Here is a 19,278-nt window from a genome sequence, read left to right as displayed (position 1 = left end):
GCCAAAAAGCATAGTTCGTTCAAAGGTTGACGGCTGAAAGGCCCCCTTGCGGCTACCGGTCGTTCGGCCGAATACTCCCCGCAAGCGCTTGTCAGGGGCACGGCGTGTCCGGAATCCGGACGATCAGAGCCCTGGCTGCGCCTCACGGGCCCCGACCCCACGCGGGCCCACCGACTTCCCCTTGGGAGGAACGAACGTGAGGATCAAGCGCACCACCCCCCGCAGCGGCATTGCGAGACGGACCCGGCTGATCGCCGTCACCACCGGTCTCGTGGCCGCCGCCGCGATCGCGGTCCCCAGCGCGAACGCGTCCACCGCCACCCCCTTCAGCACGGCCCAGCTGAAGAGCGCCGATGCCTCGGTGCTCAAGGCGAACGTCCCGGGCACCGCCTGGGCCGTCGACAGCAAGACCAACCGTGTCGTCGTCACCGTCGACAGCACGGTCTCCAAGGCCGAGATCGCGAAGATCAAGCGCCAGGCCGGCGCCAACTCCGGCGCCCTCACCATCAAGCACACGTCAGGCCAGTTCAAGCCGCTGATCAGCGGCGGCGACGCCATCTACGGCGGCCAGTACCGCTGCTCCCTCGGCTTCAACGTGCACAGCGGGAGCACCTACTACTTCCTGACCGCCGGCCACTGCGGTGAGGTCGCCTCCACCTGGTACTCCAACTCCGGCCACACCACGACGCTGGGTACCAACGTGGGCTACAGCTTCCCGACCAACGACTTCGCGCTGGTCCGCTACACCAACTCCTCGATCGCGCACCCGAGCGCGGTCGGCAGCCAGACCATCTCCAGCGCGGCCACCCCGAGCGTCGGCACGACCGTCTACCGCCGCGGCTCCACCACCGGCACGCACAGCGGCCGGGTCACCGCGCTGAACGCCACCGTCAACTACGGCAGCGGCGACGTCGTCTACGGCATGATCCAGACCACGGTCTGCGCCGAGGGCGGCGACAGCGGCGGCCCGCTGTACGGCGGCAGCGTGGCGTACGGTCTGACCTCCGGCGGCAGCGGCAACTGCACCTCCGGCGGCACGACCTTCTTCCAGCCGGTCACCGAGGCGCTGAGCTACTACGGCGTGAGCGTCGGCTGACATTTCCTTCGAGGGCTGACATGTCCTCCGAGTGGCCCCCGTACGCAACTGGCGTGCGGGGGCTCCCTCTTGCCCGGGTGACGGAGTTACCTTCGAAGTACAAATAGGGCTCAGTCCCCTGGGGGCCGACATGGTCGAGGAGCTGGTGGCGGCGGGAGCGACTCTCGCGTCCGTCGGTGTGGTGTACGTGATGGCGGCGGCGCGGGTCGTCAAGCAGTACGAACGCGGTGTGGTGTTCCGGCTCGGCAGGCTCCGCGACGATGTGCGCGGGCCGGGGTTCACGATGATCGTGCCGTTCGTGGACCGGCTCCAGAAGGTCAATATGCAGGTCGTGACGATGCCGGTGCCCGCGCAGGAGGGCATCACCCGGGACAACGTCACGGTGAGGGTGGACGCCGTCGTCTACTTCAAGGTGACCGGGGCCGCCGAAGCGATCGTCCGGGTCGAGGACTACCGGTTCGCGGTCTCGCAGATGGCGCAGACGTCGCTCAGGTCCATCATCGGCAAGAGCGAGCTGGACGATCTGCTGTCCAACCGCGAAAAGCTCAATCAAGGCCTGGAGTTGATGATCGACAGCCCTGCCGTGGAGTGGGGCGTCACCATCGATCGCGTCGAGATCAAGGACGTGTCCCTGCCCGAGACCATGAAGCGGTCGATGGCCCGGCAGGCCGAGGCCGACCGTGAGCGGCGGGCGCGGGTCATCAACGCCGACGCCGAACTGCAGGCGTCGAAGAAGCTCGCCGAGGCCGCCAAGGAGATGTCCGAGCAGCCCGCCGCGCTGCAACTGCGGCTGCTGCAGACGGTGGTGGCGGTCGCCGCCGAGAAGAACTCCACGCTCGTCCTGCCGTTCCCGGTGGAGTTGCTGCGGTTCCTGGAGAGGGCACAGCAGCCGACCGGGGCGCCTCAGCAGGTCTCGCAGCAGCCGGTGCAGGCGCAGCAGCAACCGGTGCAGGAGCAACTGCCGCCTCCCGTGCCCCGCTTGGAACCCGGTCCCGAGGGGTCGAATTCCGGACAGGACTAGACCTCACGCACTGCGCACAAGGTACTTGCTCGTAGTGTTTGCAGAGCGAAGACGTGGGGTGACCGTGGACTGTCAAAAGTGTGGGGGCGCACAAACCGCGTTCTACGCGCGTCCTGAAGACGCCCTTGTGTGCTCCCTGTCGGCCTCGGGATAGTAGGCGCTGTTCAACGCCTTCCGGTTCGCGAGGTCCCCACAACCTCCCGGACCGACCCCCCACAGGAGGACGTCAGTTGAATCACCGACGTATACCCAAGCGGCGTGCAGCCGTGGTAGGTGCGGGCATAGCCGCACTGGTCACCGCGGGAGTCACCTTCCAGACTGCGAACGCCAGCGAGCCCTCGAAGACCTCCGCGCCCGAAACCCTGTCGGCCGCGGCGGCCGGAAAGCTCGCCTCGACCCTCGGTAAGAACCTCGGCACCGACGCGGCGGGAACGTACTACGACGCGAACGCCAAGAGCCTCGTCGTGAACGTCCTCGACGAAGCCGCCGCCAAGACCGTCGAGGCGGCCGGAGCCAAGGCCAGAGTCGTCGAGAACTCCCTCGCCGAACTCAACAGCGCCCGTACGACGCTGACGAAGGACGCCACCATCCCCGGCACGTCGTGGTCGACGGACCCGGTGAGCAACAAGGTCGTCGTCACCGCCGACAAGACCGTCTCCAAGACCGAGTGGGCCAAGCTCTCCAAGGTCGTCGACGGGCTCGGCGCCAAGGCCGAACTCAAGCGCACCAAGGGGGAGTTCAAGCCCTTCATCGCGGGTGGCGACGCCATCTCCGGCTCGGGCGGCCGCTGCTCGCTCGGCTTCAACGTGACCAAGGGCGGCGAGGCGTACTTCCTCACCGCCGGTCACTGCACCGACGCCATCTCCTCCTGGTCGGACTCCAGCGGCAACCAGATCGGCACCAACGCCGACTCCCAGTTCCCGGGCAACGACTTCGGCCTGGTCAAGTACACCGCCGACGTGGACCACCCGAGCGAGGTCGACCTCTACAACGGCTCCTCGCAGTCCATCACCCACGCCGCCGAGGCCACGGTCGGCGAGAAGGTGACCCGCAGCGGCTCCACCACCCAGGTGCACGACGGCACGGTCACCGGTCTGAACGCCACCGTGAACTACTCGGAGGGCACGGTCAGCGGTCTCATCCAGACCGACGTCTGCGCCGAGCCCGGCGACAGCGGCGGCTCGCTCTTCGACGGCGACGCGGCGATCGGCCTCACCTCCGGCGGCAGCGGCGACTGCACCTCCGGCGGCGAGACCTTCTTCCAGCCGGTCACCGAGGCGCTGTCGGCCGAGGGTGCCGAGATCGGCTGACCGGCACACCGGCTCCGCAGAAGTTGCTCGAAGTTGTGTGAAGTTGAGTGAAGGTCCCGCCCCGCGCGCGAGGGGCGGGACCTTCGCGTACCTGAGTGCTACTGCACCTGAGTCGGCAGGGGCTCGCCCGCGCGCCTCTCGCGCAGCACCGCCGCCACCAGCGTGACCGCGATCCCGGCCGCCGCCCAGGCCGACAGCACCAGCAGCGAGGCGGTCGTGTCGTTGCCCTCGAAGTACGCGATCGACCGCGCCGCCCAGGTCCCGGCACCCGGCGGCAGCGCCGGCCCGATCGCCTTCCAGAACGGCGGCAGCATCGGCAGCGGGAAGGCGCCGCCCGCGCTCGGGTTGCCCGCGATCACCACGAGCAGGATCGCCAGCCCGATGCCGACGATCCCGAAGATCCCCTGGAGTCCGAGCGTCGCCGCCCCGACCGCAAAAGTGACCAGCGCGCCCAGCCCCCACAGGGCCATCACACTGCCCGGCAGAGCACCCAGGACCGGGCCCACGATCACCGCCCCGCCGAGTCCGCCGACGATCGAGACCAGCGCCATGACGACCAGCCGGATCACCGCGCGGCGCGGGTTGGCGGGCCGGGCGCCCGTGCTGATCGCCAGGATCGAGGCGCACAGATAGCCGCCGACGCACCAGCCCACGACCAGGTAGAAGGACGTCAGTCCGTCGAAGTCCTGGGACGAGGCCGGGGCCACGTCCACCGTCCGGACGGTCCGCTGCTGAGAGGCCTCCAGGACGGTGAGGTACTGCGCCAGGGTGTTCGCGAGAACGGTGCCGCCGCCGCTGGCGACCAGGAGCGTGTCGGTCGTGCGGGCCGGGTTGATCAGCAGCGCGCCGTCGATGTCCCGGTTCAGGATCTGCGCGCGCGCCGCCGCCTCGTCCGCCACCACACGTGGGTCGAAGGGCGAGCCGGGCAGCTTGTCCAGCCGGGCCACCGCCTGTTCGGCCGCGGCCTGCGGCGCGACGACTCCGAAGGGCACGTCCTTGGGCTTCGGATCGTGCAGCGCGCCCACGTAGGAGGCGATGAACAGCAACTGGAGGGCGATCACGCCGACGACCAGCAGCGTGGCGCGCGGGGTGACCGCGTCCTTCACCTCGGCGAGAAAGGTCCTCTGTGCCATGTCCTCACGGTCCGGGGCGGCGGACGTTTCCGCAGGTGGGGAAGGGCCGAACGGTTGTCGCACACTCATTCGATTTTTGGTCTATGGTGGGGGTGGGGCAGTCGGGAACTGATGTTCGATTGCGGACGACGGCGGACGAGAGCGGGAGGTGCGGATGCCTGGCTTCACCCATCTGCACACCGTCTCCGGGTTCTCCCTGCGCTACGGCGCCTCGCACCCGGAGCGGCTGGCCGAGCGCGCCTCCGAACGGGGCATGGACGCCCTCGCCCTCACCGACCGCGACACCCTCGCCGGCGCGGTCCGCTTCGCCAAGGCCTGCGCCAAGGCGGGCGTCCGCCCGCTGTTCGGCGCGGAACTGGCGGTGGAGCAGCCCGCCCGGCTGCGGGAGGACGATCCCGTACGACGGGAAAGGCGCCGTACCCCCGTACGCGGCGGTGCCTTCATCGACGAGTCGACACCCCGCGTCACCTTCCTCGCCAGGGACGGCGCCCGCGGCTGGGCCGACCTGTGCCGCCTGGTCACCGCGGCGCACTCCGCCGAGGGCCCGCCCCTGCTGCCCTGGACCGACACCCCCCACTCCCGGACGCACCCGAGCGGGGGGACCCCCGTCGCCGACGGCCTGACCGTCCTGCTCGGCCCCGCCTCCGACGTCGGCCGCGCCCTCGCTGCCGGCCGCCCCGACCGCGCGGCCAAGCTGCTCGCCCCCTGGCGGGAGATCTACGGCGACGCCCTGCGCCTCGAAGCGGTCTGGCACGGCCGCAAGGGCACCGGCCCCGGCTCCCTGCGCCTGGCCGCCCGCACCGTCGGCTTCGCCGCCGAGCAGCACATCCGTCCGGTGCTCAGCAACGCCGTCCGCTACGCCGACCCCGGCCTCGGCCCGGTCGCCGACGTCCTGGACGCGGCCCGCCGCCTGGTCCCCGTCGACCCGGCGAAGGAACTGGACTCCGGCGAGGCCTGGCTCAAGGGCGCGGGCGACATGCTGCACGCCGCCGAGCGGATCGTCGAGGCCGCGGGCTACCGGCGCGACACCGCCCACCGCCTGCTGGAGCAGACGCAGGCGACGGCCGCCGAGTGCCTGGTCGACCCCGAGGACGACCTCGGCATGGGCGCCGTCCACTTCCCCGAGCCGCACCTCGTCGGCGCGGGCCGCCGCACCGCCCAGCGGGCGCTGGCCTCGCGGGCGGCGGCCGGAATGGTGCTGCACGGCTACTCCGGCAGGCGCGCCTACTGGGAGCGGATGCACCGGGAGCTGGACATCATCGCCCACCACGGCTTCGCCTCCTACTTCCTGACGGTCGCTCAAGTAGTGGACGACGTACGGGACATGGGCATCCGTGTCGCCGCCCGCGGCTCCGGCGCGGGCTCCCTGGTCAACCACCTCCTCGGCATCGCGAACGCCGACCCGGTCGAGCACGGACTGCTGATGGAGCGCTTCCTGTCCAAGGAGCGGGTCGTGCTGCCCGACATCGACATCGACGTGGAGTCCGCACGCCGGCTGGAGGTCTACCGCGCGATCATCGGCCGGTTCGGTACGGAGCGGGTCGCGACGGTCGCGATGCCGGAGACGTACCGCGTCCGCCACGCGATCCGTGACGTCGGCGCGGCCCTGTCCATGGACCCGGCCGACATCGACCGCATCGCCAAGTCCTTCCCGCACATCCGCGCCCGCGACGCCCGCGCGGCACTGGAGGAACTGCCCGAACTCAAGGCGCTGGCAGGGGAGAAGGAGCGGTACGGACGGCTCTGGGAACTCGTCGAAGCCCTCGACGCCCTCCCGCGCGGAGTCGCCATGCACCCCTGCGGGGTCCTGCTCTCCGACGCCTCCCTCCTCTCCCGTACGCCGGTCATGCCGACCAGCGGCGAGGGCTTCCCGATGTCGCAGTTCGACAAGGACGACGTCGAGGACCTCGGGCTGCTCAAACTCGATGTGCTGGGCGTGCGGATGCAGTCGGCGATGGCGCACGCGGTCGCCGAGGTGGAGCGGGCGACGGGGGAGCGGATCGACCTGGACGCGGTCGAGGGCGGCGACCCGGCGACGTATCAACTCATCCGTTCCACCGAGACGTTGGGCTGCTTCCAGATCGAGTCGCCGGGCCAGCGGGACCTGGTGGGCCGGCTGCAGCCGGCCACCTTCCACGACCTCGTCGTCGACATCTCCCTCTTCCGGCCCGGCCCGGTCGCCGCCGACATGGTGCGGCCGTTCATCGAGGCACGGCACGGGCGGGCGCCGGTCCGCTATCCGCACCCGGACCTGGAGGAACCGCTGAAGGGGACGTACGGGGTCGTCGTCTTCCACGAGCAGATCATCGACATCGTCGCCATCATGACCGGCTGCGGGCGCGGCGAGGCGGACCGGGTGCGGCGCGGGCTGTCGGACCCGGAGTCGCAGGGGCGGATCAAGGTGTGGTTCGCACAGCACGCGGCGGCCAACGGCTACGACGCGGAAACGATTCGGCGGACCTGGGAGATCGTCGAGGCCTTCGGTTCGTACGGCTTCTGCAAGGCGCATGCCGTTGCTTTCGCCGTGCCGACGTATCAGTCCGCGTGGCTGAAGGCCCATCACCCGGCCGCCTTCTATGCCGGGCTGCTCACGCACGACCCCGGGATGTATCCGAAGCGGCTGCTGCTGGCGGATGCGCGGCGGCGCGGGGTGCCGGTGCTGCCGTTGGATGTGAACCGGTCGGCGGTCGCACACCGTATCGAACTGGTGTCTGAATCAGAGGGATCGGGATCGGGAGTCTGGGGGCTGCGGTTGGCCCTCTCCGACGTGTACGGCATCAGCGAGGCCGAGGCGGCGCGGATCGCGGAGGGGCAGCCGTACGCCTCGCTGCTGGACTTCTGGGAGCGGGCGCGGCCGAGTCGTCCGCTGGCCGGGCGGCTCGCGCAGGTGGGTGCGTTGGATGCCTTCGGTGCCAACCGGCGTGATCTGCAACTGCACTTGACCGAGCTGCACCGGGGCGCCCGGGGTGCGGGCGGTGGTCAACTCCCCCTGGCCGGTGGGCGGAAGACCGCCTCCGCCGGGCTGCCGGACCTGTCCTCCGCCGAGAAACTCAGTGCCGAACTGGGGGTGCTGTCGATGGATGCCTCGCGCAACCTGATGGACGACCACCGGGCCTTCCTCGACGAGTTGGGCGTGGTGTCGGCCCGCCGGCTGCGTGAGACGCGGCACGGCGAGACGGTCCTGGTGGCGGGGGCCAAGGCGGCCACCCAGACCCCGCCGATCCGCTCCGGCAAGCGGGTCATCTTCTCCACTCTGGACGACGGCACGGGCCTGGTCGACCTCGCCTTCTTCGACGACTCCCACGACGCCTGCGCCCACACCGTCTTCCACTCCTGGCTGCTGCTGGTGCGCGGAGTGGTGCAGCGGCGCGGCCCGCGCAGCCTCAGCGTGGTGGGCGCCGCCGCCTGGAACCTCGCCGAACTGGTCGAACTGCGCGCCGAGGGCGGCCTCGACGAGGTGGCGAAGCGGCTGGCGGAGCCCATGCCGGAGGGAGAGGGCTCGGATCCGGCACGGGGCCGGCGAATCCAAATGCCCACCGGATACGAAATGAACCCGTGGGCCGATCTGCGACCGGCGGGTCAAGAGCCCTCACAGGTACGGAAGTTGTGGCACCAGAGCCCGGGGAGTGCGGGATGACCATCGTGTGCGTACGTTTCCAGCTGCCGCAGGCGTACGAGGCCGCCCTGCCGGGGCTGCTCGGGCTGCTGGAGGAGTTCACCCCGGTCGTGGAGGCACTGCCGCCGGACGGGGCACTGGCCGATCTGCGGGGCGCCGAGCGGTACTTCGGGCGCAGCGCGGTCGAACTGGCGGCGGTGATCCGGGTGCGCGCCCTCGCCCTGTACGGCGTCGACTGCGTGATCGGTGCCGGACCGGGCCCGATGCTGGCACGGGTGGCGCTGCGGGACGCCCGGCCCGGGCTGACGTGCGAGGTCCCCGGCGATCCGGACGGCATCGCGGAGTTCCTCGCCGACCGCCCGGTCACCGCGCTCCCCGGCGTCGGCACGGCCACCGCCCGCACCCTGTGCGAGTACGGCCTCGACACCCTCGGCCGGGTCGCCGCCGCACCGCTTTCCACACTCCAGCGCCTGATCGGCGCGAAGACGGCCCGCGAACTGCACGAGAAGGCGAACGGCATCGACCGCGGCCGCGTCGTCCCGAACGCCGTCTCCCTCCCCCACTCTCGGCTTCGCTCGAGCGGGGGGACCCCCATCCTGGCCGCCGAACGCCCCTTCACCCGCGACGAGTTGTCCCCGGACCGGCACCGCCGCGCGCTGCTCTCGGCCGCCGAGGAACTGGGCGCCCGGCTGCGCGCCCTGGACAAGGTCTGCGGCACGCTCACCCTCACCGCGCGCTACGCCGACCGCACCGCGACGACCCGCACCCGCACCCTCAAGGAACCCACCGCCCACTCGGCCGCCCTGACCAGGACGGCGTACGACATGTACGAGTCCCTGGGCCTCCAGCGCGCCCGGGTCCGCGCCCTCACCCTCCGCGCCGAGTCCCTCGGCCCCGCCGAACAGGCCTCCTACCAGCTCACCTTCGACCCGGTGGACGAGAAGGTCCGCCGCATCGAGGAGGCCGCGGACCGGGTCCGGGCGAAGTTCGGACCGGGGGCGGTGCGACCGGGGGCGCTGGCGGCGTAACTCCCCCTGCCAGAAGGTCAGTTGGCCCATGGGGGAGTGATCCGGGTGCCGTCGGCGAGTACCGCCTCCAGGCCGATGGATGTGGTGACCCAGGAGATCGCCGTCTGATCGGTGGGGTTCTCGACACCGAAGGTCGCGCCCGGATTGATGATGACCGTGTCGCCCGCGGTGATGCGGTCGGTGCGGCCGTCGAGGGTGACGAGCAGTTCGCCGATGAGGAGATGGAAGATCTCCTCGCGGCTGACGGTGTGGGCCGGAGCCTTGGTCCCGGCGGGGATCTCACCGCGCCAGGCGCACAGTTCCTGACTGCCGGCGAGCGGGGTGGCGTACGAGACGAAGCGGGCGCCGTGGATCTCGTGGGTGACGGCTTCGGACGTGCGGATGACGGGCATGGCTGACTCCGATCCATATGGTCAAGTAGCTTGACTGTCTCCTCTATGGTCAAGCTGCTTGACCATCCCGTCAAGGGTGTTTCAATGCCTCCGTGCAGAACTCCGAGGCCATGGCCCTGTCCGCCGCCCTGCTTGCCGTCGCCGGCGAGCTCACGCAACGCATCCATGAAGGCGTCGTCGCTCGCGGCTTCGAGGGGGTGAGGCCTGCGCACGGCTTCGCCTTCGCGCGGCTTGCCCCGGGCGGCGCGACGGTCACCGACCTCGCGGTCCACCTCGGCGTCACCAAGCAGGCCGCCAGTCAGCTCGTCGACGAGATCGTGCGGAAGGGTTATGCCGAGCGCCGACCGCATCCCGTGGATGCGCGCGCCAGGTTGATCGTGCTGACCGAGCGAGGCTGGGCCTGCACGCGGGCCGCGGAGGAGGCTGCCGCGGAGGTGGTGCAGGGGTGGAGTGATGTGCTCGGTGAGGTTGAAGTGCGGTCGCTGGGTGGGCAGTTGGGGCGCATTGCGCCCTATGGGCCCATCAGGCCCGCCTGGTGACGGTTCAGTGCCGGCTACTGCCGAGTCAGTTATCACTGGAAGTTTTTACTGACGCGTAACTTCACACTTGAGCTACTCGCTCGTAACTTGACGAGTGAACAGCATCCTTCGTGATCCGGATCACAGGGCGTAAGTCCATCGCAACTCCCTTGAGCCGCAAGGAGATCACACGATGCTGCCCTGGAAACGAGTGCTCAGACCGCTGACCGCGCTGCTGCTGACCGCCGCGATCGCGACCGTTCCGGCCACCGTCGCCCACGCCGGCGACACGGCCGTGACCTCGTCGAGCGGCTGGAACGACTACTCCTGCAAACCGTCCGCCACCCATCCCCGCCCCGTCGTCCTGGTCCACGGCACCCTCGCCAACTCCGTCGACAACTGGCTGGCCCTCGCGCCCTATCTGGAGGACCGCGGCTACTGCGTCTTCTCCCTGGACTACGGGCAGTTGTCGGGCGTCCCCGTCTTCTACGGCCTCGGGCCCATCGACAAGTCGGCACAGCAACTGTCCGCCTACGTCGACAAGGTGCTCACCGCGACCGGCGCCGCCAAGGTCGACCTCGTCGGCCACTCGCAGGGCGGCATGATGCCCCGCTACTACCTCAAGTTCCTCGGCGGAGCCGCCAAGGTGAACGCCCTCGTCGGCATCGCACCCAGCAATCACGGCACCGACCTCGACGGCTTCACCAACCTGCTGCCGTACTTCCCCGGCGCGGCGGACCTGATCTCCGCCGCCACACCCGCACTGGCCGACCAGGTCGTCGGATCCGCCTTCCTCACCAAGCTCAACGCGGGCGGGGACACCGTCCCCGGCGTCCACTACACGGTCCTCGCCACCAAGTACGACGAGGTGGTCACGCCGTACAGCAGTCAGTTCCTGAGCGGTTCCGACGTGCACAACGTGCTGCTGCAGAACCTGTGCGCGGTCGACCTCTCCGAGCACGCCCTGGTCGGGCTGACCGACCGGGTCGCCTTCCACGAGGTGGCCAACGCCCTGGATCCGGCGCACGCCACCGCCACCACCTGTCTGTCCGCACTGGGCTGACGCACATCTCGGGGCCTGTCCGACCTGAGCCGCCGGACAGGCCCCGCGCTCTTCGGCCGGGTCAGCGGCCGTGCCGTCCGCCCTCGCCGCTCGCGCGACGGCGGACCGACGCGAACAGGGCAGCCGCACCGAGGGCCAGGGCGCCCGCGCCGCCGATGGCGATGTACGGGGTGCTGCCGCCGGCGCCGGTCTCGGCGAGGTTCTCCTCGGCGCCGGCCGCCTTGGGTGCGTTGGCCGCGGCGGCGGTCGTCGGGTCCGCCGAGGTGCTTGCGTCGGCGTCACCGTGACCGTGGTGCTCGACCGTCGACTTGTCGGCACCGGCTTCGATCTGCTCGTCGGAGGGCGCGGAGGCGGCCGGGGCCGGGGACGAGCTGCTCGTCGTACCGCTGCCGCCACTGCTGCTGCCGCTCCCGCCGAAGGTCACGTCCGAGCAGGAGTAGAACGCCTCCGGGCTGTCCGAGCGCTGCCAGATCGCGTACAGGAGCTGCTTGCCGGAGCGCTCGGGGAGCGTGCCGGAGAACGTGTAGAAGCCGCCCGCCGCGACCGGGTCGGTGGCCGTCGCCACCGGGTGCTCCAGGTCCAGGTCGGACCAGGCCAGCGGGTGCGTCGGGTCGTAACCGGCCTTGGTGACGTACACCTTGAAGGTGCCCTTGTGCGGTGCGGTGACGCGGTACTTGAACGTGTACGAGCCGCTCCTCACGCTCGTCGCGGGCCAGTCGGCGCGCGCCAGGTCGAGCCCCTTGAACTCCTCGTTGTTCGCGCTGCACAGCTTGCCGTCCGGGATCAGCGTCTGATGCTGCCCGTTCGCGTCGCCGATGCGTATGCCGTTCCAGTCGTAGAGCGCTTGGGTGCCGCCGGCCGCGACCGCCGCCTTGCACGCGTCCGACTCAGGGCTCTCCGGACCCTCCGCGTAGCACTGCGAGACCCGGCTGACCGGATCGCCCATCGTGCCGTGCGCGGATGCCGGGGCGGCGGCGAGGACGGTCAGGGCGAGGGGGGCGGTGCCGAGGGCGGCGACGACGGCGGCCTTGCGGCGTGCGGGCATGGGGGAACTCCTCGGAACGGTCACTGGGATCGCGGCTGGAAACCCGTGGGGGCGATCAGCAAGCTAGCCCCAAGAAACCGTGAAATCGCCTGCTGGAGGCGGGTGATGGAGATCCTTATGGTGGCGTTAAGGGAGTGCTCAGCCTGGGATCAGGTAATACCGTGCGCGGCATGACCGACGAGGAGATCCGGGCGGCCGTCGCCGCCGACGTACCGGCCGTGAAGGCTGTGACCGACGCCGCGTACCACCACTACATCGAGCGCATCGGGGTGGTGCCGCAGCCGATGGAGGCGGACCACGCGGCGAATGTGGCCGCGGGCAGGGTGTTCGTGACGGGAGACCCCGTGATCGGCCTGGTCGTGCTCGAGGAGCACGCGGACCATCTGTACCTCGACAACATCGCCGTCCACCCCGACGCGCACGGCAGGGGCGTGGGGCGGCGGCTGCTGCAGTTCGTGGACGCACGCGCGCGTGCGCTCGGTCTGCCCGAGGTCAGGCTCTACACCAACGCGATGATGTGGGAGAACCAGAAGATCTATCCGAAGTTCGGCTATGAGGTCGTGGAGCGGCGGGTGGACGGCCCCTACGACCGCATCCACTACCGCAAGCGGCTGGACTGACTGACTGGCTGACGGACGGACGGACTGGCTGGACCGACGCACTGGCTGGACCGGCTGCTTCAGCCGTCCGGCCACCACGTTCGTGCGATGTCCTTTCGGACCTCCGGGCGTCCGGCGGGACGCTCGTCGGCCTCCTCGCGGACCTTGCGGGAGTCCGTCTTCCTCAGGGGCTTCTGCACATAGGTGCGGCGCATGGCTGCCTCCTTCGGGTTCTGCCGGTCTTCCGCGTTCTCACGGAGGCAGACCCTTTCCGGGAGGGTGACTCATCGGTCCGGGCCTGTCTGTGGTGGCTGTCACGAATCGACTGTCAGTGGCGGGTGTCACTCTTGGGCTCATGACCAACGACAACGACGGGCTGAGCTGGGCGGCTGTGGACTGGGACGCGGAGGCCGCCACCTTCGACGACGAACCGGATCACGGTCTGCGCGACCCGCAGGCGCGCCGGGCCTGGGCCGAGCGGCTCCTCTCCTGGCTGCCGGAGCGGGCGAGCGACGTCCTCGACCTCGGCTGCGGCACCGGCAGTCTGTCGCTCCTCGCGTCCGAGCAGGGACACCGCGTGACCGGCGTGGACAGTTCCGCGCCCATGGTCGACCTCGCCAGAGCGAAGCTGGCCGGGCGTGACGCGGCGTTCCTCGTCGGTGACGCGGCGGCGCCGCCGGTGGGGGAGCAGCGCTTCGACGTCGTGCTCGTACGGCATCTGCTGTGGGCGCTGCCCGACCCCGGCCGGGTCCTGCGGCACTGGCGGGAGCTGGTGCGCCCGGGAGGCCGGCTGGTGCTGGTCGAGGGCGTGTGGGGGACGGTCAGCCCGGCCGGCATCCCCGCCGACCTGCTCACCGGCCTGCTCGCACCGCTGGCCGGGGACGTGCGTGTGGAGTGGCTGTCGGAGGACGCGCTGCTGTGGGGGAAGGAGGTGGCGGACGAGCGGTACGCGGTGGTGGCGCTGGTGTGAGTCCCTCACGCCAGCAGTGCGTCGAAGCCGCCCCCGCGGGCCAGCGTCTCCAGCTGGTCCAGGGCGGCGACGGCGGCGGCCGCGGCCTCCGGGTCCGTCTCCGGCAACCCGCTCTCGGCGAACTCGTCCTCGTCCAGTCGGCGTACGTCCCTGCCGTCGGCGGAGTGCCACAGGTCGAGGTCGAGGTCCTCGACGATCAGTTCGGTGCCGGAGAGGATGGCGGGGCGGGTGATGTCGCAGTACCAGCCCTTCAGGGTGCCCTCGGAGTCGCGGACCTCCTTCACCGCGTACCAGCGGTCGCGCCAGTAGTACTCCGTGAAGACGTCGCCCTTCTCGAAGCGGACGAAGCCGAAGTCGCGGACGCCGTCGCCCGCCCAGGGCGCGCGGACGACGATGCGCGTACCGTCGTCGCCGAGCAGCTCCGCCGCGTAACGGATCTTCGTCCGGCCCGCCTTGACCAGGACGACGTCCAACTGCCCTGACTGATCAGGTGAGTTCGCGGACATACCGCACCTCCGATGCGCAGATCTCGTATCCGAACCATTTGTTGATCGCGAGCATGGGCTCGTTTCCGGAGTCGTTGCCCGTGAGCGCCACCGCGTATCCCGCGGTGCGGGCGCGGTGCAGGGAGGCGTTCTTGGCGAGCTTGGCCAGGCCGCGGCCGCGATGGGCGCGGGCGGTGCCGGTCATGGCGGTGGCGTAGCGGCCGGTGGCGGCGTCCGTCCAGGCCACGCTGAACGCGGCCGGGCGGCCCTCGACGAACGCGACCGTGGTCAGCTCCCGGTTGAGCAGCGGGTGCTGCCAGCTCTCCTCGAGCCAGGCCTCGTAGTCGGTGAGCTCGGCCTCGACGTCGCTCGGTTCGTCCGATGTCGTCTCCGCGTCCAGCTCGAACAGCGGGCGCGGATCGTCCGCGAAGTCGGCCGCGGAGCGCAGCTCGACGCCCGGCGGCGGGGACTGGAGCGGCGGGAGCGTTCCGCCGGTCAGGTCGAGGCGGAGGAAGTGGGCGGAGCGGCTGGCACGGTAGCCGTGCCGTTCGGCGAAGGCCCGGTTGGCCGGCTCGTCCAGGACCCAGGCGAACAGCTTCGTCGCGCCGTATGTGGTCAGGTGCTCCTCGGCCGTGCGGACCAGGAGGCCGCCCGCGCCGCGCAGGGTCCGGTCCGGGCGCACATAGATGTTGAGCATCCCCTGGTCCGGCTCCGGGCTGTCGTACGCCAGTTGCACCTGGGCCGTGCCGATGACCTCGCCGTCCTCCTCCGCGACCAGGGATCTGAAGCGGGCGTCGGGGTGGGTGTGTGCGAGGCGGTGGGTGATCGCGTCCGGGGTCCACAGAATGTGGGGGAGGGCGAGGTGCCGTACCCGGGCGAAGGCCTCGACGTCGGCCCGGTCGTCGGGGCGGAGATCGCGCACGTTCACAGTCATATGCGCGCACGCTACGTGGGGACTTGCGCGGGCGCCCCTCATTTTCCTGCGGGTGCGGGACAATCGGCAGCGTGACCTTGAAGATCCACATCGACGACAGTGCCGCGCCGTACGAGCAGGTGCGGGCGCAGATCTCCGAGCAGGCGCGGTCGGGGGTGCTGCCGGTGGGATACCGGCTGCCGACCGTGCGGGGGCTGGCCGAATCGCTCGGGCTCGCGGCGAACACGGTCGCCAAGGCGTACCGCGCGCTGGAGAGCGACGGGGTGATCGAGACGCGGGGGCGCAACGGTACGTTCGTCGCTGCCGCGGGCTCGGCGGCGGAGCGGGAGTTGGCCTTGGCTGCCCAGGCTTACGTGGAGCGGGCTCGCCGGCTGGGGCTGGACGAGGGCGCGGCGCTGGCCGCCGTGCGGGATGCCCTGCGGGCGGGCTACGAGGGGTAAGCAGTTTCCGGGAGTGGTGCGCCGTTGATCGCCTGCAGGCCCGTCGTGGCTGGTCGCGCAGTTCCCCGCGCCCCTTTGGGGCGCTGTCGAACCGCAGCGTACTTCGCCCCGCCCGCTTGCCGGCAGCGGTCAGCGGCGTGCGGCGAGCTCCGGGGTGCGCGTTGCCGTGAGCCCCGCCCTCGTGGCCGTTCGCGCGAAGGTGACCGCGTCCTTCACCGCCGCACCGCCGGGGTCGTTGTTGAAGTACGTGTAGACGTCCCGGGCGTCGGACCAGGTGGTTGCGATCCGGTCCACCCATGTCTCCAGGGAGCGGCGGCCGTAGTGCGGCCATGGACGGGCGCGGCCCTCGTGGAAGCGGACGTAGCCCCAGTCGGTGGTGCGCCAGAGCGGGGTGGTGGGGTGAGCCTGGACGTCGGCCCAGCACAGGGCAGCGCGCCGGGCCTCGAGGACCTTTCGGGTCTGGGCTGTCCACCACGAATCGTGGCGGGGCTCCACCGCGATCCTCGTGCCGGCGGGGAAGCAGCCCAGACATGCGTCCAGCAGCCCCGCGTCGGCCTTCAGTGTCGGAGGGAGTTGCAGGAGCACCGGGCCCAGGCGGTCGCCGAGGCCGGCCGCGTGGGTCATGAGGCGGTCGACCGGCTCCTCGGGGTCCCGCAGGCGCTTGATGTGGGTCAGATAGCGGCTCGCCTTCACCGTGACCACGAAATCCGGCGGCACCCGGTCCCGCCAGTTCTCGAAGTTCTCCCGCGTCGGGAGCCGGTAGAACGCGTTGTTGATCTCCACCGTGGCGAAACGGGCCGCGTACTCCTCCAGCCACAGCCGCGTCGGACACTCGGCCGGGTACAGGACGCCCCGCCAGTCCTTGTACTGCCACCCCGACGTCCCGACGAACAGGGTCATACGTCCATCAAAACACCGGTCGCCTAGAGATACAGCCCGGCGTCCGCCCCGTCCCGCGGCTCCGGCAGCGCCGTCGGCGAGGTGCCCCGGCGCAGCGCGTACAGCTCCGCCAGCGTTGCGCCCTCGCGGCCCACGCCCTCGTCCGTGCCCAGCCAGTTCACCGCCTCCGCGCGGGTCAGCGACCCCACCTCGATGCGGGCCAGACAGCGGCCCGGGCGGACCACGGCCGGGTGCAGGCGCTCCAGGTCCTCGTTCGTCGTCACCCCGACCAGGACGTTGCGGCCCTGGCCGAGCAGGCCGTCGGTCAGGTTCAGCAGCCGCGACAGCGCCTGGCCCGCCGTGTGCTTCGCCTCGCCGCGGATCAGCTCGTCGCAGTCCTCCAGGAGCAGCAGCCGCCAGCGGCCCTTGCCCGTCCCGTCCTCCTCACCGATCGCGATGTCCATCAGATAGCCGACGTCGGAGAAGAGGCGCTCGGGGTCGAGTACGCAGTCCACCTGGCACCAGTCCCGCCAGGAACGGGCGAGGGTGCGCAGGGCGGAGGTCTTGCCGGTGCCCGGCGGGCCGTGCAGCAGGAGCAGGCGGCCCGCGATGTCCTCGGGAGTCGTCTTCATCAGGCGGTCCATCGCGTCCGCCACCGGCGCCGTGTAGTTCTCCCGCACCTCGTCCCAGGTACCCGCGGAGATCTGCCGGGTCGTGCGGTGCGGGCCGCGCCTGGGGGAGACGTACCAGAAGCCCATCGTCACGTTCTCCGGCTGGGGTTCGGGCTCGTCCGCCGCGCCGTCCGTGGCCTGGTCGAGGACCTTCTGCGCCAGCTCGGCGCTGGTCGCCGTCACCGTGACGTCGGCGCCGCGGTTCCAGCGGGAGATCAGCAGCGTCCAGCCGTCGCCCTCCGCCAGCGTCGCGCTGCGGTCGTCGTCACGGGCCATGCGCAGCACCCGGGCGCCCGGCGGCAGGAGCGTCGCCCCCGACCGGACCCGGTCGATGTTCGCCGCATGCGAGTACGGCTGCTCGCCCGTCGCGAAGCGGCCGAGGAACAGCGCGTCGACGACGTCGGACGGCGAGTCGCTGTCGTCGACGTTGAGCCGGATCGGCAGAGCGTCGTGTGGGTTCGCAGACATGGCGTCCATGATCCGGCACGAGGGCGCCGTGTGCATCCGCTTTCCGTAGTGCGTCGGTTGTGTCGGCTGTGCGCCGAGAGTCCGTTTGTATCCAATCCGTCCCGTTACAGAGCTGTGCATTCACAACATCTGCCCTGTACGGCATTCACGCCGTTACTGTTGCCCTCGATGGGACGTCATGAGTGGACTTCGGGGGCACGGCGGTGGCGGCTCACCGCGCTGCTCGGCGTGGGCGTGGCCGCACTCGCACTGATCGTGACCCTGATCAACACGCTTCCGGACAGCGGCGGAAGCACCAAGGGCACCTCGAAGAACGGCGCCACGGTGCACGGCACCCCGGTGACCCCGAAGGACCAGGACAAGCCCGAGGTCGGCTGGGGCTTCACGCACACCCAGTACAGCGCCGACGAGGGCAGCTCGACCGCTACCGACAACGTCGAGAAGCTACTTGCGGACGCCGGGGGGATGCCGCAGGACCAGGCCCTCATGGGCTGGGGCGCGGACAACCCCGAGCCGGTGAAGGGGCGTTACGACTTCGACGCGATGGACCGCCGTATCGACTTCATCCGCAAGTCCGGCGGCACCCCGGTCGTCACCCTGTGCTGCTCCCCGGACTGGATGAAGGGCGGCAAGGCCGGCGTCGACAACACCGACTGGAGCCAGTCCGCGCTGGAGACCGCCCCGCTGCCCGAGCACTACGCGGACTTCGCCGCGCTCGCCGCGACCGTCGCCAAGCGCTATCCGGACGTACGCCACTTCATCGTCTGGAACGAGTTCAAGGGCTTCTGGAACGACGCCAAGGGCCGCTGGGACTACGAGGGTTACACCAAGCTCTACAACCTGGTCTACAAGGCCCTGAAGAAGGTCGACAAGGACATCATGGTCGGCGGGCCGTACCTGGTCATGGACAGTGTCGACCCGCGCGCGGACGAGGCCTCGAAGACCTTCAAGGGCCCCTGGGGCGCCATGGACCAGCGGGTCCTCGACGCCTTCGACTACTGGAACAGGAACAAGGCCGGCGCCGACTTCGTCGTCGTCGACGGCTCCAGCTACACCAACGACGACGAGATGCTGCCGAACGAGTTCGCGGCGACCGACAAGCTCACCGCCGTGGGGAAGTGGGTGCGGCAGCAGACGCACAACCTGCCGCTGTGGTGGGCCGAGTACTACGTCGAGCCCGCCGACGGCAACGACGACCGCAAGGGCTGGTCCGAGACCCGCCGCGTGGCCGTCCAGGCCGCCGGAATGATCGCCATGGTCAAGGGCGGCGCCTCCTCGGGCTTCTACTGGAACCCGGAGGAGGAGAAGGGCACCAACTGCGCGGGCTGTCTGTGGACGCCGACCGACAGCGCGGACGGCGGCAGGAAGCTGCCCATGTTCGACCTGGTCTCCCGCTTCCACCAGGCGTTCCCGCCCGGCACGAAGTACACGACCGTGTCGGTCGCCGCGGACGACGTGCCCAACGTCCGCGTCCTCGCCACCGACAGGACCGTCCTGGTGGTCAACACCCTCGACCGGTCGATCAGCGCGCAGGTCGACGGCAAGCGGTTCGAGATGCAGGCGTACGAAGTGAAGTGGCTCAACCGGTAAGCCGGTCGAGCCACCTCACG

Annotated in this window: 19 protein-coding genes; 11 read left to right on the top strand and 8 right to left on the bottom strand. The window is 70.5% G+C overall.

Features of this window, described 5'->3' with window-relative positions; all coding sequences use genetic code 11:
• Positions 1-196: 196 nt before the first annotated feature.
• The 3 genes from ACFY10_RS37290 to ACFY10_RS37280 all read left to right on the top strand — a co-directional run bounded on the left by ACFY10_RS37290 (position 197) and on the right by ACFY10_RS37280 (position 3,427).
• Positions 197-1,096 carry a S1 family peptidase gene (locus ACFY10_RS37290; RefSeq protein WP_390669711.1) on the top strand — a complete coding sequence of 300 codons (900 nt, stop codon included), beginning with the start codon at positions 197-199 and terminating at the stop codon, positions 1,094-1,096.
• A 130-nt stretch (positions 1,097-1,226) separates the two neighbouring features.
• Complete coding sequence (locus ACFY10_RS37285) at positions 1,227-2,117, top strand: slipin family protein (RefSeq protein WP_390669710.1); 891 nt, start codon at positions 1,227-1,229, stop codon at positions 2,115-2,117.
• A 230-nt stretch (positions 2,118-2,347) separates the two neighbouring features.
• A complete protein-coding gene (locus tag ACFY10_RS37280; protein WP_390669709.1) occupies positions 2,348-3,427 on the top strand; it encodes a S1 family peptidase in 1,080 nt (359 codons plus the stop codon).
• 98 nt (positions 3,428-3,525) lie between these two features.
• On the opposite strand, the gene ACFY10_RS37275 is transcribed toward ACFY10_RS37280, so the two are convergent.
• Entirely contained in the window at positions 3,526-4,560 is a 1,035-nt protein-coding gene (locus ACFY10_RS37275) for a DUF3533 domain-containing protein (RefSeq protein WP_390669708.1), read from the bottom strand.
• A gap of 154 nt (positions 4,561-4,714) precedes the next feature.
• Between ACFY10_RS37275 and ACFY10_RS37270 the strand changes: the two genes are divergently transcribed.
• A complete protein-coding gene (locus ACFY10_RS37270) occupies positions 4,715-8,197 on the top strand; it encodes a DNA polymerase III subunit alpha (protein WP_390669707.1) in 3,483 nt (1,160 codons plus the stop codon).
• Positions 8,194-9,204: a helix-hairpin-helix domain-containing protein gene (locus ACFY10_RS37265; protein ID WP_390669706.1), complete on the top strand. Its 1,011-nt coding sequence runs from the start codon at positions 8,194-8,196 to the stop codon at positions 9,202-9,204. The genes ACFY10_RS37270 and ACFY10_RS37265 overlap by 4 nt, the downstream gene beginning before the upstream one ends.
• Before the next feature lie 17 nt (positions 9,205-9,221).
• On the opposite strand, the gene ACFY10_RS37260 is transcribed toward ACFY10_RS37265, so the two are convergent.
• A complete protein-coding gene (locus ACFY10_RS37260) occupies positions 9,222-9,596 on the bottom strand; it encodes a cupin domain-containing protein (protein WP_390669705.1) in 375 nt (124 codons plus the stop codon).
• Between the two features lie 92 nt (positions 9,597-9,688).
• Between ACFY10_RS37260 and ACFY10_RS37255 the strand changes: the two genes are divergently transcribed.
• Positions 9,689-10,135: a MarR family winged helix-turn-helix transcriptional regulator gene (locus ACFY10_RS37255; protein ID WP_390669704.1), complete on the top strand. Its 447-nt coding sequence runs from the start codon at positions 9,689-9,691 to the stop codon at positions 10,133-10,135.
• Between the two features lie 172 nt (positions 10,136-10,307).
• A complete protein-coding gene (locus tag ACFY10_RS37250) occupies positions 10,308-11,177 on the top strand; it encodes an esterase/lipase family protein (protein ID WP_390669703.1) in 870 nt (289 codons plus the stop codon).
• A 61-nt stretch (positions 11,178-11,238) separates the two neighbouring features.
• Here ACFY10_RS37250 and ACFY10_RS37245 read toward each other — a convergent pair whose 3' ends face one another.
• On the bottom strand, positions 11,239-12,222 hold the full coding sequence (locus ACFY10_RS37245) for a lytic polysaccharide monooxygenase (protein WP_390669702.1): 984 nt from the start codon (positions 12,220-12,222) through the stop codon (positions 11,239-11,241).
• A 170-nt stretch (positions 12,223-12,392) separates the two neighbouring features.
• On the opposite strand from ACFY10_RS37245, the gene ACFY10_RS37240 reads away from it, so the two are divergent.
• The gene (locus ACFY10_RS37240) at positions 12,393-12,842 is read left to right on the top strand and encodes a GNAT family N-acetyltransferase (RefSeq protein WP_390669701.1); all 450 of its coding nucleotides are present in this window, start codon (positions 12,393-12,395) and stop codon (positions 12,840-12,842) included.
• Positions 12,843-12,901: 59 nt separating this feature from the next.
• Here ACFY10_RS37240 and ACFY10_RS37235 read toward each other — a convergent pair whose 3' ends face one another.
• The gene (locus tag ACFY10_RS37235; RefSeq protein WP_390669700.1) at positions 12,902-13,036 is read right to left on the bottom strand and encodes a hypothetical protein; all 135 of its coding nucleotides are present in this window, start codon (positions 13,034-13,036) and stop codon (positions 12,902-12,904) included.
• Between the two features lie 140 nt (positions 13,037-13,176).
• Here ACFY10_RS37235 and ACFY10_RS37230 point away from each other — a divergent pair, with 140 nt between their 5' ends.
• Positions 13,177-13,791, top strand: a complete 615-nt coding sequence (locus tag ACFY10_RS37230; protein ID WP_390669699.1) for a class I SAM-dependent methyltransferase — start codon at positions 13,177-13,179, stop codon at positions 13,789-13,791.
• A 5-nt stretch (positions 13,792-13,796) separates the two neighbouring features.
• On the opposite strand, the gene ACFY10_RS37225 is transcribed toward ACFY10_RS37230, so the two are convergent.
• Both ACFY10_RS37225 and ACFY10_RS37220 read right to left on the bottom strand, forming a co-directional pair.
• Positions 13,797-14,297 carry a DUF402 domain-containing protein gene (locus tag ACFY10_RS37225; protein ID WP_390669698.1) on the bottom strand — a complete coding sequence of 167 codons (501 nt, stop codon included), beginning with the start codon at positions 14,295-14,297 and terminating at the stop codon, positions 13,797-13,799.
• Positions 14,278-15,210 (bottom strand): GNAT family N-acetyltransferase, encoded by a 933-nt coding sequence (locus ACFY10_RS37220; protein ID WP_390669697.1) that lies wholly within the window; start codon positions 15,208-15,210, stop codon positions 14,278-14,280. Before ACFY10_RS37220 ends, ACFY10_RS37225 begins: the two co-directional genes overlap by 20 nt.
• 71 nt (positions 15,211-15,281) lie before the next feature.
• Between ACFY10_RS37220 and ACFY10_RS37215 the strand changes: the two genes are divergently transcribed.
• On the top strand, positions 15,282-15,650 hold the full coding sequence (locus ACFY10_RS37215; RefSeq protein ID WP_390669696.1) for a GntR family transcriptional regulator: 369 nt from the start codon (positions 15,282-15,284) through the stop codon (positions 15,648-15,650).
• Positions 15,651-15,779: 129 nt separating this feature from the next.
• On the opposite strand, the gene ACFY10_RS37210 is transcribed toward ACFY10_RS37215, so the two are convergent.
• Together ACFY10_RS37210 and ACFY10_RS37205 are read right to left on the bottom strand one after the other, a co-directional pair.
• Positions 15,780-16,550, bottom strand: coding sequence for a DUF72 domain-containing protein (locus ACFY10_RS37210; RefSeq protein ID WP_390669695.1), 771 nt, complete (start codon positions 16,548-16,550; stop codon positions 15,780-15,782).
• Positions 16,551-16,573: 23 nt separating this feature from the next.
• The gene (locus tag ACFY10_RS37205; protein WP_390669694.1) at positions 16,574-17,668 is read right to left on the bottom strand and encodes a DUF5925 domain-containing protein; all 1,095 of its coding nucleotides are present in this window, start codon (positions 17,666-17,668) and stop codon (positions 16,574-16,576) included.
• 168 nt (positions 17,669-17,836) lie between these two features.
• Between ACFY10_RS37205 and ACFY10_RS37200 the strand changes: the two genes are divergently transcribed.
• The gene (locus ACFY10_RS37200) at positions 17,837-19,258 is read left to right on the top strand and encodes a xylan 1,4-beta-xylosidase (RefSeq protein WP_390669693.1); all 1,422 of its coding nucleotides are present in this window, start codon (positions 17,837-17,839) and stop codon (positions 19,256-19,258) included.
• The last annotated feature ends 20 nt before the right edge of the window (positions 19,259-19,278 follow it).

Origin of the sequence: Streptomyces sp. NPDC001401, from assembly GCF_042895385.1 — a bacterium.
In the GTDB taxonomy this organism is placed as follows: Bacteria; Actinomycetota; Actinomycetes; order Streptomycetales; family Streptomycetaceae; genus Streptomyces.
Note: the sequence above shows the minus strand (reverse complement) of the source record. Positions and strands in the feature narration are given on the sequence as shown.

Excerpts from the sequence above, each read along its gene's own strand:
- ACFY10_RS37275 (WP_390669708.1), bottom strand. The coding sequence starts at position 4,560 with ATGGCACAGAGGACCTTTCTCGCCGAGGTGAAGGACGCGGTCACCCCG.
- ACFY10_RS37200 (WP_390669693.1), top strand. The coding sequence starts at position 17,837 with ATGGGACGTCATGAGTGGACTTCGGGGGCACGGCGGTGGCGGCTCACC.
- ACFY10_RS37235 (WP_390669700.1), bottom strand. The coding sequence starts at position 13,036 with ATGCGCCGCACCTATGTGCAGAAGCCCCTGAGGAAGACGGACTCCCGC.
- ACFY10_RS37225 (WP_390669698.1), bottom strand. The coding sequence starts at position 14,297 with ATGTCCGCGAACTCACCTGATCAGTCAGGGCAGTTGGACGTCGTCCTG.
- ACFY10_RS37285 (WP_390669710.1), top strand. The coding sequence starts at position 1,227 with ATGGTCGAGGAGCTGGTGGCGGCGGGAGCGACTCTCGCGTCCGTCGGT.
- ACFY10_RS37260 (WP_390669705.1), bottom strand. The coding sequence starts at position 9,596 with ATGCCCGTCATCCGCACGTCCGAAGCCGTCACCCACGAGATCCACGGC.
- ACFY10_RS37205 (WP_390669694.1), bottom strand. The coding sequence starts at position 17,668 with ATGTCTGCGAACCCACACGACGCTCTGCCGATCCGGCTCAACGTCGAC.
- ACFY10_RS37210 (WP_390669695.1), bottom strand. The coding sequence starts at position 16,550 with ATGACCCTGTTCGTCGGGACGTCGGGGTGGCAGTACAAGGACTGGCGG.
- ACFY10_RS37240 (WP_390669701.1), top strand. The coding sequence starts at position 12,393 with ATGACCGACGAGGAGATCCGGGCGGCCGTCGCCGCCGACGTACCGGCC.
- ACFY10_RS37220 (WP_390669697.1), bottom strand. The coding sequence starts at position 15,210 with ATGACTGTGAACGTGCGCGATCTCCGCCCCGACGACCGGGCCGACGTC.
- ACFY10_RS37270 (WP_390669707.1), top strand. The coding sequence starts at position 4,715 with ATGCCTGGCTTCACCCATCTGCACACCGTCTCCGGGTTCTCCCTGCGC.
- ACFY10_RS37245 (WP_390669702.1), bottom strand. The coding sequence starts at position 12,222 with ATGCCCGCACGCCGCAAGGCCGCCGTCGTCGCCGCCCTCGGCACCGCC.
- ACFY10_RS37230 (WP_390669699.1), top strand. The coding sequence starts at position 13,177 with ATGACCAACGACAACGACGGGCTGAGCTGGGCGGCTGTGGACTGGGAC.
- ACFY10_RS37265 (WP_390669706.1), top strand. The coding sequence starts at position 8,194 with ATGACCATCGTGTGCGTACGTTTCCAGCTGCCGCAGGCGTACGAGGCC.
- ACFY10_RS37250 (WP_390669703.1), top strand. The coding sequence starts at position 10,308 with ATGCTGCCCTGGAAACGAGTGCTCAGACCGCTGACCGCGCTGCTGCTG.